The organism is Proteus sp. fly-1013, assembly GCF_040140245.1.
Classification (GTDB): domain Bacteria; phylum Pseudomonadota; class Gammaproteobacteria; order Enterobacterales; family Enterobacteriaceae; genus Proteus; species Proteus mirabilis_B.
Map to the genome: position 1 here is coordinate 234850 of NZ_JBEEWD010000004.1, position 13287 is coordinate 248136.

The window sequence follows — 13287 nt, forward strand, 5'->3', positions numbered from 1 at the left end:
TTAAAATTATAAGTATAAAAAACTTTAAAGTTATTTCCGTCAGTAGAAAAATATTACAGCTAGGTGATAACTACTTATAAGCTAATAAATAATAAAATAGAACTTAACTAAAATTATTAGTTCTTTTTATCTTTTAATTTTACTTAAAGTTAATTTAATGCTTTAGCACTCGCTAATAAAATAAAAAAGATAGAAATAGCTATTCCGGCAAAATTACCGGAACAGTATTTAGATTATTTTTTAAAAAATAAAAACTTATTTAGCTTGAATTGTTGCGCTATCGACTAATTCCATTTCTTCACTGTTGAGTAATTTTTCAATATCAACAAGAATAAGCATTCTTTCATCTAAAGTACCTAAACCTGTTAAATACTCAGTAGACATTGTGACTGCAAAATCAGGCGCAGGGCAGATTTGCTCTGGCTTTAACGTAAGAACATCAGAAACGCCATCAACAACAATTCCCACAATTCGATTTAATAAGTTAACCACAATAACAACAGTATTGTCATTATAAGTTACACTTTCTTGTGAAAATTTAATACGCAGATCAACTATCGGAACAATAACGCCCCGTAAATTAGTTACACCTTTAATAAAGCTAGGTGAATTAGCAATACGTGTAACTTGATCATATCCACGAATTTCTTGAACCTTTAAAATATCAATTCCATATTCTTCATCGCCCAGCGTAAAAATTAGAAATCCTTGTCCAACAGTTTCACCGGATAATTTCTCGAAATGTTCCGAAGCCATAATCTTATTTTATCCTCACTATTAAATGACTGCGCTTGCAGTTGTATTCTTTTTCTTATTTGTCATTTGTGTATGACTTAAACGTTGCAATTCTGGTACATCAAGAATTAAAGCCACACTACCATCGCCCATAATTGTTGCAGCAGATATTCCAGGCACTTTTCGGTAATTGCTTTCTATATTTTTAACAACAACTTGATGCTGACCAACTAATTGATCTACCAATAAAGCATAACGACGTCCGGCACTTTGAACAATTACCGCAATGGCTTGGGTAATATCAGTTTGAGCACCTTCAATATTAAAAGTACGATGCAGTTCAATCAGTGGTAAATATTCCCCTCTGACCTGCAATAATTTCTCATCGCCAGCCAATGGATAAATATCATCTTCTTCCGGTTGTAAAGAACTAACTACCGTTCCTAATGGCAAAATAAAGACTTCGTCATGAACTTTAACAGACATACCATCTAAAATTGCTAATGTCAGTGGAAGTAAAATACGAATACGCGTTCCTTTACCCACTTCAAAACTGATTTGAATTTGACCGCCCATCTCTTGGATATTTCGTTTTACAACATCCATACCCACACCACGACCAGAAACATCCGTGACGACTTCAGCAGTAGAGAAACCCGGTGCAAAAATCAGCATAGCAACTTCTTCGTTGCTCATATTTTCAGAAACTGCAAGCCCAGAGGAAATCGCTTTTTTCAAAATACGTTCGCGGTTTAATCCAGCACCATCATCAGTTACTTCAATACAAATATTACCGCCTTGATGTTCCGCAGACAGGGTTAATTGCCCCGCTTCCGGTTTACCAGCTGCAACACGATCAGCTGGCATTTCAATACCATGATCAAGACTGTTACGAACTAAGTGAGTTAAAGGATCGATAATTTTTTCAATTAAGCTTTTATCAAGTTCTGTTGAGCTACCGATCATGTTTAGCTCAACTTTCTTATTCATTTTACCTGCAACATCACGCACAACTCGAGGGAAGCGGCTGAAAACATATTCCATTGGCATCATACGAATTGACATAACAGATTCTTGTAAATCACGAGAATTGCGCTGTAACTGAGCAATACAACTTAGTAAATCACTATATATTGCAGGCTCAAGGGTACCACTATGCTGTGCCAACATTGACTGTGTGATAACCAGCTCACCAACTAAGTTGATTAATTGATCAACTTTTTCAACTGCAACACGAATACTGCTTGATTCTGTTTTTGGCGTGGCAGCTGCAACAGGTCTTTTCGCAGGTGCTGCCGATGCCACCGGTGCTTTAGTCGGTTCTGCTGATGGTGTTACTTTTTCAGCAACTGATTTTTGTACAGATACCGCTTGCTCTACTTGGCTTTCAACATGAACATCATCAACAGATGTTGTACTTTCTTCTGTAACTGTGTTTTTTTCTGCAACAGCCACTTTTTTAAACGAGATTTGTTCAGGTTCAATCACAAAACAAAGTACAGCGCTGATATCTTCTTCTGTTGCAGTAGTTTTCAATATTGCTTCAAGACCATGATGCTGTTTTTCAACTTGGCTAACTTCACCAAGATGCTTTAATTCATCAAGCATTAAATCAATATCTGTCTCTTTAAGATCAGACAAAATAATATGGTGGTAATAATGTCCATCAGCCGCCATTGTCGATGCTACTTCGACCATGGTTTCTATAGTTTCACTTTGCACATTTTCAATGTCAGATGACAAAACAGGAGTTTCAGTCATTGCGGCTTGTGAGTCTGAAGTTTCAGATCCAGCAACAACCTCAACTTGAGGAGCGGATTGTTCTTCTTTTACATCGAGAGCCAGCTGACGCAACTTCTCACAAATATAGTTAAATGTTTCCTCATCAGGTTCTTGTGAGTTTTTATGTGCATCCAATTGCTGTTGCATAATATCTTTCGCTTCCAGAAACAGGTTAATAATGTCGTCGGTGAGCGCCATCTCATGACGTCTTGCACTATCGAGCAAGTTTTCAAGCACATGAGTGGTCTGTTGAAGTTTAACGAAGCCAAATGTTGCAGCCCCTCCTTTTATGGAGTGCGCACTACGGAAAATTGCATTCATCTGTTCTTGATCTGGATTTGCAGGATCAAGTAACAGCAAATGCTGTTCCATATCAGCTAACAACTCATCTGCTTCATCAAAAAATGTTTGATAAAACTCAGTAATATCCATCGTTACTCATTCACCTTTACGCGATTACCAACAAATTAGGGGGCTGTTCCCTGCTTTGTAGTAATATTTGTCGATTGTGATGGCAAACTTTCCCCAGAAACTCCTGTTTCAACATTTTCCTTTTTTGATTCGGGAAGCTCAGATGCAGAAGACACAGACGAACCCGTCTGTGTATTTTCTGCTTTTTCTTGTGGGGTTTCTTGCCCTGAAAGTAGAGGTTCAATTTCTGAAGCCTCTGTTACTGTCGGTGCAACCCGCTCATTTTCTTGTACAATTTTTTGTTCTGCTTGCTTCGTTAAGACCAGAATACTGATCCGTCGGTTAGCAGGTGCAAAACCATCTTCTTTGACCAAGTGAACTGTTGATGCCATACCTACAACACGCAACACTTTCCATTCACCTAAGCCAGCACCAATTAACTCTCGACGAGAGGCATTCGCGCGATCCGTTGATAGTTCCCAGTTACTATATTTAAAAGCGCCACTTGCATAAGGAATATCATCGGTATGACCCGATAAACTGATTTTATATGGCGTGTCATTTAAAATAGGTGCAATTGCCGTCAAAATATCCTTCATATAAGGTTCAACGGTAGCACTACCGACTCTAAACATAGGTCGATTTGCTTTATCGATAATTTGGATGCGTAAACCTTCATCCATCATGTCGATTAATAAATGAGGCTTCAGATCTTTTAATCTAGGATCATTTAAAATGACTTGTTCTAAATTCTCTTTTAATCGGCGGAATTGTTGCTTTTCATTAAGCTGTTTATCTTCCTGACCTTTTGGCAAAATATCACCTTCGTTATAAACAGGATCACGCCCTCCTCCAGGAATAGGATTGGTTGCATCCCCACTAAATCGCCCTTTTTCAATAGCGACTTTTAATGGCGTGCGAAAATATTCTGCTACACGAGTTAATTCTTGTGGACTAGAGATTGAAAGTAACCACATCACCAGAAAGAAAGCCATCATTGCAGTCATAAAGTCAGCATAAGCTATCTTCCATGCACCACCGTGAGCGTGATGTTGCTTTCTCCCTCGCTTTTTAACTCGAATGATTTGTGAATTACTCTTCATAATTACTCTTCTTTCATTGCATCAGGATTTGCCTGCATTGGTGTCCGTACCTGACGTACATGTTCTTCCAACTCAATAAAAGAAGGTCTGTCTGCCAGAAAGAGGGTTTTACGTCCAAATTCAACAGCTATCTGTGGCGCATATCCATTCATGCTAGATAACAATGTTGTTTTGATGCACTCCATCATTTTCATTTGCTGACTAGAGCGCTGTCTGAGTCTAGAAGCTAATGGTGAAATAAAACCATAAGCTAATAAAATACCTAAGAAAGTACCAACCATTGCGTGTCCAATTAATACGCCCATTTCGCCAGCGGGTCTATCCGCGGCACCTAACGCATTAACAACACCCATAACCGCAGCAACGATACCGAACGCTGGTAACGAATCACCCATCGCCGATAAACCTGTTGCAGGCACTTCGCTTTCTTCCTCAAAAGTTGCAATCTCTTCATCCATCAGAGATTCAATTTCATAAGGATTCATATTCCCTGTCACCATCAGACGCATATAGTCAGTAATAAAACTGAGCATATAAACATCTTTCATAATGCGAGGATATTGGGAAAAAATGTCACTTTGTTGTGGGTTTTCGATATCTCTCTCTAATGCCAACATCCCGTTTTGACGAGCTTTTGACAATAAACGAAACATGAGTGCCATTAAATCCATGTACATCGCTTTATTGTAATTTGTACTACGAAGTAATTTCGGTAGGATCTTCATTGTCGATACAATTGCTCTACCATTATTACCTACAATAAAAGCACCGATACCGGCACCAAAGATGATTATAAATTCGGCTGGCTGGTACAAGGCGCCTAAACTACCACCGACGAGAAGATATCCCCCGATGACGGCGCTCATAACCACGATATATCCTAAGAGTACTAACACGCGATATCCCTTTAGCTAATTTCGTTATAGAGAGAATGGCGAACATAGCAGCAAGAGATAGGAGGGGGAGAGGAAACGGCTCAGGTTATAGATAACTAAGCTCTATAACCTGATATTTAACTTTCAATCTCGAATCACATTGCAAACTGTTCAAGACCATCCAACAGTTGTAAGTTAATATCGGCAGGATTGGCGGAAAGTTTACGTTTTTTTATTGCGCGAGAAGGTGGCTGGCAAAGACTACAAACATAATTGCTAGCTGGCTGGTGTGCGTGTGTAATAAATGAACCATTACATTTGGTACAAACGGAAAGTTGCAACATGCCACTTTCAACAAAGCGTACTAATGTCCATGCTCTTGTTAGTGCTAAAATAGGTTCTTGATCTTTAACAGGCGGACATTGCTCTAAGTATAAACGATAAGCTTTAACAACAGCCTCAACGCCAACACAGCCACCATTTTTTAATAAAAAGCGATAAGCGTTATAGAACATTGAGGAATGGATATTTTGTTCCCATGTCATAAACCAATCCGTTGAAAATGGCAGCATTCCTTTTGGAGGGGGGCTCCCTCTTAATTCTTTGTATAATTTAATTAAACGCCCCCGACTTAATTGAGTTTCACTTTCAAGCATTTGTAAGCGGGCACCCAAGGTGATTAATTCCATTGCTAAGCGAATATCTTTCGCTTCTCGGACGATACTTTTCTCACTCATTGTTATGCCCGTTTCTTTGTCGCAGTAGTATCTTGTTCCGATAACTGACGAAACAAGTTAGAAGAAAGAAGAATGCCAGTATGGATTTGTTGTAAATCATCCACTCTAGATTCTTTAGTGAGTTGTTCTATTGTTTCGCTGTCTTCAAACCGGAAATTACAGATTAGTTGGTTTGTTTCAGCCAACTTAACCAATTGAGGCAATGTAAGCTCTGCTAGTGCATCCGCCATGGCGTCACTAATCCCAAGCCGAAACATTGCGGAAGCCTTTTCTTGGTTAATTAACCTTTGCGCCAAAAGCAAATACGATAAATTTATGTCATAAATATGCTTAAGCAATTCAACCGTACTCATCTCTTTACATCCCGTCCGATTATATTGAACAAAGAGGATCTTCCTAATGAAAGATCCCGAGGAAATTAATATAAATGTAATATTAAATTTCCAGGCCCCATTTTATGAACATGACACGTAGTAACACTACCTTGTATTACTTAGTTACGGTCATTTTCAAAAGTAGCGAAAAAAACATTTAAATTAAAAGTAAACTTTAAATGCTCGCCAATATAGCTCGTTAAGAATAATCCTAACGCGACAACTTTACTCCTTAACGATTAAGTTATTCAACGGATAAAGTAGTCTAATTTAAATACTATGTGAGTCACATCACAAAAAGATAATCATTATTATGGAATTAGTTCATTAACTATTCAAGTGATAAAAGTAATAAAACTTGGTGTAAATTAATAAGCTAATCTACCCAAATTAAAATATTAATGATAATTTTTTATTTTATACGATCTATTAAACTTATAAACCTAAAAATACAGCATAAAAATTTGACAAATCCACAATTGGAGATTTTTTTGATCACAGTAACATATATTGATATATCTCCTCCTCATCTTTATCTAAACAAGCTTCCCAGTTTTAATAAATATTTCTATAGATATTATTTTTTTCATCATTTACGTAAACCTTCAGAAATGATCACTTTTTATTTACAATTTGTTTGAAAAATAACCTATTCTAATTATTTATAGTTATCCTAAATTTTTTTATTATTTCACCATCAGAATTACCCTTTAAAATCAATGCCATATCGTGATGAGTTTATTAAACAGAACGATAAGTCATATAAAATTAAATTCTTAGTTATGCATCTTCACCCTTAAATCATTGAATATTTATTTCCACATTATTAAAGTTTCAATTGTAATAATACAATTTAACTAATGATTATTAAGTACTATTTAACACTTAAATTACAGAACTCTTAATAAGAGTTTTATTGACTGTAAATTAGTCACAGAGAAATAATATCCACATACAAATAAGTTTTATTTATGAATTGCGGTATATATTATGAGCAGTTAAAATTTAAAACTGTCACAGGTTTAATATAAAAATAAAAGAATGATTTTTATTTAATTAAATAAATAACACCTGTAATTTAATTATCAATTTAAAACGGAATATAAAAATAATACAATATTTAACTTAAGTTAAATTTAAAAAAACAATCATTTTTTTATAAAATAAAGCCCAACTTTATTAAAATAAAAAATGAAATAAAAATCATCTTATTTTTCACTGTATATAGATATATATTTACCAAACAATCTACAATTAATTAAAAATATAACATCCCGTAAAAAAGCATAAAGAAAAAAAGAAGATTTATAAATTATGTTTTATATAACCACACCTCTTTTATTATAAAAAAGACATTTTTTTGAAATATAAATTTCAATTTGATAAAAAAAGCTTCCAAGATCTCCAATGCAAAGTAATTAATTCATAAAATAATAAGGCAAAATATAAATTCTATTTTTCCTGTTATCAGTATTACCTCTACACAATAAATGGCGGTAATGACAAATATGACGTTCTAGAGTTAACACTTGTACACATCGACTTTTTCAATGTAAAGACAGAAAAACAAATATGATCAAAATAGCATCTTATTGATTATTCCATTGGCATTACCTCGAACTAAAAAATATCAAATGTTACTTTTTGCCCCAAAACATCTCTTAACAGCAATTTGTTTTACTCTTACAAATGATGAGTATTGTTTCACTTTTCCTCTTATCATGCGGTTAGCCCCTTTTTTTCAACCTAGCTAGCACAAGTCTCAAGACATTACAGAACCAAAAGTGCTGACTTCGTAACAACACCATTACTTAACAAAAGTTGATATTGACGGGCTTAGGAGAGTATAAAGATTTAAATATCGATATATCTTTACTTAAACCACTAAAATATATCTCTAAATATTCCCCTATTCTAACCACTAATTTGACTCATTTTATTACCCTTTTTATGAGTAATTCCGAGTTTAAAAAGACTTTTCCTCTCTATCAAAGCCTAATAAAAATATTGATGTATCTAAATAATCAAGACCTATATCTCATTTATTAGATTAATCTTAAAAACCAATAACAGTGCTTAGTATTCTATACCCCAAAAGTGTTCTAAATTTTTGGAAAAGGAAGCTTTTGAAAAATATTGTAACCATATTTTTCAAAAGTAATAATTGAGATTATTCATGCCGTGAATGCAAATACTTTGTGTATTGCTTTCAGTTCTATTGAAATGAGTTACATCGTTTTTTAGTAAGCAAACATGAAATGATTACTCCCCCTTTTATACCGGCAATTTTTTAAATTAGCATCCCTCTTATACTTGTTTTTATCTTTTTTGGTAAATCGAAAAAGGTCAGTAGCACAATTATCCTTTATATATATTTTCACAGTAAATACTAATGACACATCTATTTCATACTAAGATAATTCTCCTTCTGTAATAAGTAAGATTTACATCCTTGACAAAGTTATAAACAATATAATCTTGAAATTATTATTTTATCGAATGAAAAGAGTGGTGTGGTTTTTCTACGCTTATTATAAGATTACTTATTGGTATCATTTCCTCTACATCGTTTTTACAAAAAATCCTATAATTTTTCAAAAGATTTTCATTCATCATTGATTAGTGATTACAAACATCATGCCACAGCAATTCATCAGCTTTACTGTAGCGGTTTAAACTCACCATTTTCCTGAATTTATCCCCATTTTTTGAGAGTCTAATTTGATTGAATTAAAAACATTACTCAAAAAATCAAACTTAAATTAAATACGATAGAAAATATTGATAAAATTTTCGCCAAATACATTGAAATAATTTGAGAGTATAATTTAGATATTAAAAAAAAATCCAATATAATCAATGGAAAACATCGATTTTCACCCCAGATTCTATACTGCGCTAAGCCCCTTAATAACGACTTTTTGTCCTACAATACGCCTAAGTGCCTCATTTAATAAGTAAACCATGAGTAGCAACCGCTTACTTGATTTTAGTTTTTCCTGTTTATTAAAAACAAAATAAACAGAGATAAATCAAATCCACCTAAAACGCGAGATTAATAAAGATGAGAAATCACGCCAAATATACTCGAACGCTGTTAAACATTTTTCATTCATAACTCATTATATACGGGTTAACCACAATACAAATAATTGTACATTAATCAATTTAGGCAAAAATGTTTGTTTTTATTAAAACGAAAATGAATATATTCCACCCTATTGCGTATTTAAATTAGCTTTTTTTGAATACATTTTTCTATTTTTTATTCCATAAAGTAATAGTTACAAAAATAATAATTACACAAACAAAATACTTTATTTCTATATATTAGTAATAATACGTAATACATGACTAAGATCTCATTATTCTCATCGGAGGAGTTAAATCTTAAATTAAGTATTATGCTGGTGATCTGAATAATTTGAGGTTTGGATAGGCAAAAATAAATGATTTACTAAGAGCATACAAAAGTATGTGGCTGGTACGAATAAGCGTAATCGCCCACACAATAGCTAGAAATATGACAAAACTCTTACTTACAAATTACAACGTTATATTCTTTATAACTTTTATAAATATTCATATTCCTTTTTGGAATAACCTTGTAAGTTGATATCTATCTAGTATCCAAATGGCAAAAAAGCTCCCTATATTCAATACAGGGAGCCTTGATTAGAAAGACATTATTTTCAAAAGATCTGTTAAGCAGGATGCTCTGCCGCTATCTTCCAATTAATTGCACTCACACTCTTTTCTAAACTTACTCTACAAACAATCGCTTCTATCTCTTTTTGCTCAACAGGTGTTGCAAGTAATTCAGCACAAACTTCCAACTGACTAGGCATCAATGTATCAGCACTACTTAAAGACTGTAATCGAACATGTAGTCCATTTATTGCTTGTAAAATGAGTGTTCTAACTAAAACTTCATCTTCTTCGTGACAAATAATTCGTATTGAGTAGCGTTGTTCAATATCTATTGCTTGATGTTGTGGCTGAGCGTTTATCCGTTGAGCAGCTTCTCGTAGTAAAATATTCGCACAAAGAATAAGAAGTGTTGCTATGGTCGCCAGTTGATATAAACCTAAGCCACATAGCACGCCAATTCCTGCTGAACACCAAAGCGTTGCTGCCGTATTAAGTCCACGTATATTCATTCCTTCACGCATGATCACACCTGCACCAAGAAATCCAATACCCGAAACAACTTGAGCCGCAATACGACCAGGGCTATCTGGCGAAGTTTCTATTGAACTTAAAATAAAAACAGCCGCACCCGTTGCAACTAAAGCGTTTGTTCTTAAACCAGCCATTCTTTGTCGCCATTGACGTTCGGCACCAATCAAAGCACCAAGGCACATTGCAATTATGAGATTTAAAATATAAGGCGTCATCGTCATGTTTATTTCCTCTACATGATGATTAAAATCGATATGAAAATTTTGCTCTGATAGTTCAGAGTGTTGAAATTAATTCATCGCCTTAGGTGGAGGAAATAAAGTGAAAAAAATGTAGCACATGGAGTTACCCTTCGTATTTTAGCTGCATAAGGGAAATCATTTGGGTAAGTGCTGAATAGGAATATATAAGAAAGAAATATTACAATGCACTGCCCACCAAAATGGTAAGCAGTTTTAGTGAAGAAAACAGCCTACCTATTATTTTGAATAAAATTATTCTCAGTTAATGGTTTTATCATTAACCTACAACTTTGTGTATCCAAGGTGTTTTCTCCTAACTAAAATTTGGCAAAAGTATAAGTAGCTGATTTAAAAATGTAAATGAACCGTACCTAAACGTAAGTCATTTTTGCTGTATTGGTCTAACAAATGTGCCTTCACCACCCTCTTTTTCATTAAAAAACCAAATTCCTTTTGGATATTCAGGGAGTGATACTAAATACATTATACCTTCATTAAATTCTTCAATAAGTAGGATAGTCCCTTCACGATCGTCAATACCATCTGTTTTCACAACAACGCTATCATTAACCTGCATTTTTTCTCCTGATAAATATTATCATTCTCTTTTTCTTTATTTTACCCATAAAGAAAAAGCCTGCCACCATAAGGTGACAGGCTTGAAGAAAATTTTTAAAAGGCTTTAAATTACAGAGCTGTTACGTTAGCAGCTGCTGGACCTTTTGCACCGTTTTCAATTGTGAATTCTACGTTCTGACCTTCAGCCAGAGTTTTGAAACCGTTACCTTGAATGGCAGAAAAGTGAACGAATACGTCTTTGCTTCCGTCTGCTGGAGTAATAAAACCAAAGCCTTTAGACTCGTTGAACCACTTAACTTGACCTTTCATTTTGTCAGACATGTGACTTTCCTATATATCAATAAAACGTTGCCTTCTCGGCATCTACTGGCCTGAACTACCTATAACTTATGGGCACACATGAAGAAAACGGTCAAAAAGCGATGCTGTTTAAAACTCATTAACTTAGAATGTCAATCATAAATCAGGTCTGTATTGAGGCCTTACTCATTAACGCATGAGACAAGTTTAATAGCAATAGTTTTATGCGTCTAAAGATTAAAAAAATGCGAATTGCACATTAAAAATACAATTCTTCCTCTATTTTTATCACTGTGCATAAAATTTATTTGATATTTTATCTCTATTATTAACAACAACTAAGAATATTCTTAATGGTTTGACAATAACAGTTAATGCCATAATTTAAAAAAACTGTTCTACCCGCTTATCTTGTCCCCGTGATAATCTAATAATAAGAAACAAGTTTGCAACATTCATCTCTTAAGGTGTTTACAATGAATGTATTAAAAGAAATCTTAGAGCGTGATTTAGACCGGATCAATAAAGCAGAGAAAAGAGACGGGAAACCACATTTTAATAGTCAGTTTTTAAAAAACCATATCTGGTTATGTATCAGCATGGTTCTCTCTTATGTATTACTCGCTGCGTTATTAATTTATTCACCTTACTTTGGGGTTATCTCACTCGTTCTTTTTACTGTGATGTTCTTAGTTATGGCTGGTATCTTGTTATTTGATATTAAACCTATCTATAAATTTGAGGATATTGGTGTTCTCGATTTGAGAGTTTGCTATAACGGTGAATGGTATACCTTTGAAAAACTCTCTGATGAAGCCATAAATGAAATCCACCAGCACCCAGCGATATCTCAACAAATAAAAGAAGACATTCGTGAGATTATTAGTAAAAAACAAGAAATTCATTTTTACGATGTGTACTTGATGGCATTTGATCCCGTTCAACAATCAATTTCAGCATCACAATTATCCCCTCAAGCCTAATTGATTCTCCGTGTTACACGTAAAACACGGAGAATAACTTCTATTATTTAACCACTTTGTCGATAAACCAACCAAACAGATATTTAATCCACTTTTAACGTTGACACTCTGATATATCATCGTTATTATGCGCCTCGTTCTCAAGAGAACTCGCTTCCTCCATAGTTCAGTCGGTAGAACGGCGGACTGTTAATCCGTATGTCACTGGTTCAAGTCCAGTTGGAGGAGCCAAATTTAGAAAAGCCCGCGCTATTACAGTGCGGGCTTTTTGCTTTGTAAATCCATATCGTCAAAATCAGCTACCTAAATCCAATCTGTATCGTTATCTTGATTGATTATCAGATAGCTAATTTATATCTAGCAAGATAAATATCTAATCAGCGATCCCAACGATTTCTTGTTCTAAATGTTTTTTATACGCTTCAATATCTTGTTCAATTTGTGGTTGTTTCACTACATCAAACATTCCAAAGGTTTTTAATCCTTCCATACCTAAAAATTGATTCGCTTTATGGAATGGGAAATAGACAGCATCAATCCCTTTTCCTTCAAAGAACTGTTCTTGCTCTTCAAATGATTCAAAAGGCGCATTCCAAGTTACAGAAAGAAGATATTTTTTGCCTTGTAATAACCCACCAGAACCATATTTTTTCGAAGGATCTTTTCGTGTACGGCCATCATCAATATACATTTTGCCGTACCCCGCACTAAACACATCATCAATATATTTTTTTAAGATCCAAGGACCTTCCATCCACCATGCTGGCATTTGATAAATGATGACATCTGCCCATAAATATTTATCGACTTCTTCATCATTATCATAACCATCATCAATGCGTGTTGATTGCACATTTATCTGATGTGAAGATAATAATTCTATGGCAATTTGCGTCAAATGGTCATTGAGCTTCCCTTCAGACCCATCAAACTCTTTTGCCGCATTAATAATAAAAACATTCGTCACGTCTAAACCCCTTTACA

11 protein-coding genes and 1 tRNA gene are annotated in these 13287 nt (G+C 34.4%); 2 read left to right on the top strand and 10 right to left on the bottom strand.

Translation table 11 applies throughout. From position 1 onward, the window contains the following. Nucleotides 1-255 precede the first annotated feature (255 nt). The 9 genes from cheW to cspE all read right to left on the bottom strand — a co-directional run bounded on the left by cheW (nucleotide 256) and on the right by cspE (nucleotide 11341). Nucleotides 256-756: a chemotaxis protein CheW gene (gene cheW / locus ABN236_RS09815; protein ID WP_156733645.1), complete on the bottom strand. Its 501-nt coding sequence runs from the start codon at nucleotides 754-756 to the stop codon at nucleotides 256-258. Nucleotides 757-777: 21 nt separating this feature from the next. Continuing rightward, nucleotides 778-2949 carry a chemotaxis protein CheA gene (gene cheA / locus ABN236_RS09820; protein ID WP_156733647.1) on the bottom strand — a complete coding sequence of 724 codons (2172 nt, stop codon included), beginning with the start codon at nucleotides 2947-2949 and terminating at the stop codon, nucleotides 778-780. 35 nt (nucleotides 2950-2984) lie between these two features. After that, nucleotides 2985-4031: a flagellar motor protein MotB gene (gene motB, locus ABN236_RS09825; protein ID WP_088495206.1), complete on the bottom strand. Its 1047-nt coding sequence runs from the start codon at nucleotides 4029-4031 to the stop codon at nucleotides 2985-2987. A gap of 2 nt (nucleotides 4032-4033) precedes the next feature. Further along, nucleotides 4034-4927, bottom strand: a complete 894-nt coding sequence (gene motA / locus ABN236_RS09830) for a flagellar motor stator protein MotA (protein ID WP_036935706.1) — start codon at nucleotides 4925-4927, stop codon at nucleotides 4034-4036. Between the two features lie 134 nt (nucleotides 4928-5061). Continuing rightward, nucleotides 5062-5643, bottom strand: coding sequence for a flagellar transcriptional regulator FlhC (gene flhC, locus ABN236_RS09835; RefSeq protein WP_006533207.1), 582 nt, complete (start codon nucleotides 5641-5643; stop codon nucleotides 5062-5064). Between the two features lie 2 nt (nucleotides 5644-5645). Further along, on the bottom strand, nucleotides 5646-5996 hold the full coding sequence (flhD, locus tag ABN236_RS09840) for a flagellar transcriptional regulator FlhD (RefSeq protein ID WP_072063484.1): 351 nt from the start codon (nucleotides 5994-5996) through the stop codon (nucleotides 5646-5648). Nucleotides 5997-9721: 3725 nt separating this feature from the next. Continuing rightward, nucleotides 9722-10420: an MgtC family protein gene (locus ABN236_RS09845; RefSeq protein ID WP_088495205.1), complete on the bottom strand. Its 699-nt coding sequence runs from the start codon at nucleotides 10418-10420 to the stop codon at nucleotides 9722-9724. 403 nt (nucleotides 10421-10823) lie between these two features. Beyond that, nucleotides 10824-11018, bottom strand: coding sequence for a protein DsrB (dsrB, locus tag ABN236_RS09850; RefSeq protein ID WP_075673852.1), 195 nt, complete (start codon nucleotides 11016-11018; stop codon nucleotides 10824-10826). A gap of 110 nt (nucleotides 11019-11128) precedes the next feature. Next, nucleotides 11129-11341 (bottom strand): transcription antiterminator/RNA stability regulator CspE, encoded by a 213-nt coding sequence (cspE, locus tag ABN236_RS09855; protein ID WP_004243573.1) that lies wholly within the window; start codon nucleotides 11339-11341, stop codon nucleotides 11129-11131. Between the two features lie 455 nt (nucleotides 11342-11796). Here cspE and ABN236_RS09860 point away from each other — a divergent pair, with 455 nt between their 5' ends. Together ABN236_RS09860 and ABN236_RS09865 are read left to right on the top strand one after the other, a co-directional pair. After that, entirely contained in the window at nucleotides 11797-12303 is a 507-nt protein-coding gene (locus ABN236_RS09860) for a YlaC family protein (RefSeq protein WP_156733651.1), read from the top strand. A gap of 155 nt (nucleotides 12304-12458) precedes the next feature. Next, nucleotides 12459-12534, top strand: a tRNA-Asn gene (locus ABN236_RS09865). A 142-nt stretch (nucleotides 12535-12676) separates the two neighbouring features. Here the strand turns inward: ABN236_RS09865 and ABN236_RS09870 are convergent. After that, complete coding sequence (locus tag ABN236_RS09870; protein WP_349473901.1) at nucleotides 12677-13270, bottom strand: NAD(P)H-dependent oxidoreductase; 594 nt, start codon at nucleotides 13268-13270, stop codon at nucleotides 12677-12679. Nucleotides 13271-13287 lie beyond the last annotated feature (17 nt).

Excerpts from the sequence above, each read along its gene's own strand:
- cheW (WP_156733645.1), bottom strand. The coding sequence starts at position 756 with ATGGCTTCGGAACATTTCGAGAAATTATCCGGTGAAACTGTTGGACAA.
- cheA (WP_156733647.1), bottom strand. The coding sequence starts at position 2,949 with ATGGATATTACTGAGTTTTATCAAACATTTTTTGATGAAGCAGATGAG.
- motB (WP_088495206.1), bottom strand. The coding sequence starts at position 4,031 with ATGAAGAGTAATTCACAAATCATTCGAGTTAAAAAGCGAGGGAGAAAG.
- flhC (WP_006533207.1), bottom strand. The coding sequence starts at position 5,643 with ATGAGTGAGAAAAGTATCGTCCGAGAAGCGAAAGATATTCGCTTAGCA.
- flhD (WP_072063484.1), bottom strand. The coding sequence starts at position 5,996 with ATGAGTACGGTTGAATTGCTTAAGCATATTTATGACATAAATTTATCG.
- ABN236_RS09845 (WP_088495205.1), bottom strand. The coding sequence starts at position 10,420 with ATGACGATGACGCCTTATATTTTAAATCTCATAATTGCAATGTGCCTT.
- dsrB (WP_075673852.1), bottom strand. The coding sequence starts at position 11,018 with ATGCAGGTTAATGATAGCGTTGTTGTGAAAACAGATGGTATTGACGAT.
- cspE (WP_004243573.1), bottom strand. The coding sequence starts at position 11,341 with ATGTCTGACAAAATGAAAGGTCAAGTTAAGTGGTTCAACGAGTCTAAA.
- ABN236_RS09860 (WP_156733651.1), top strand. The coding sequence starts at position 11,797 with ATGAATGTATTAAAAGAAATCTTAGAGCGTGATTTAGACCGGATCAAT.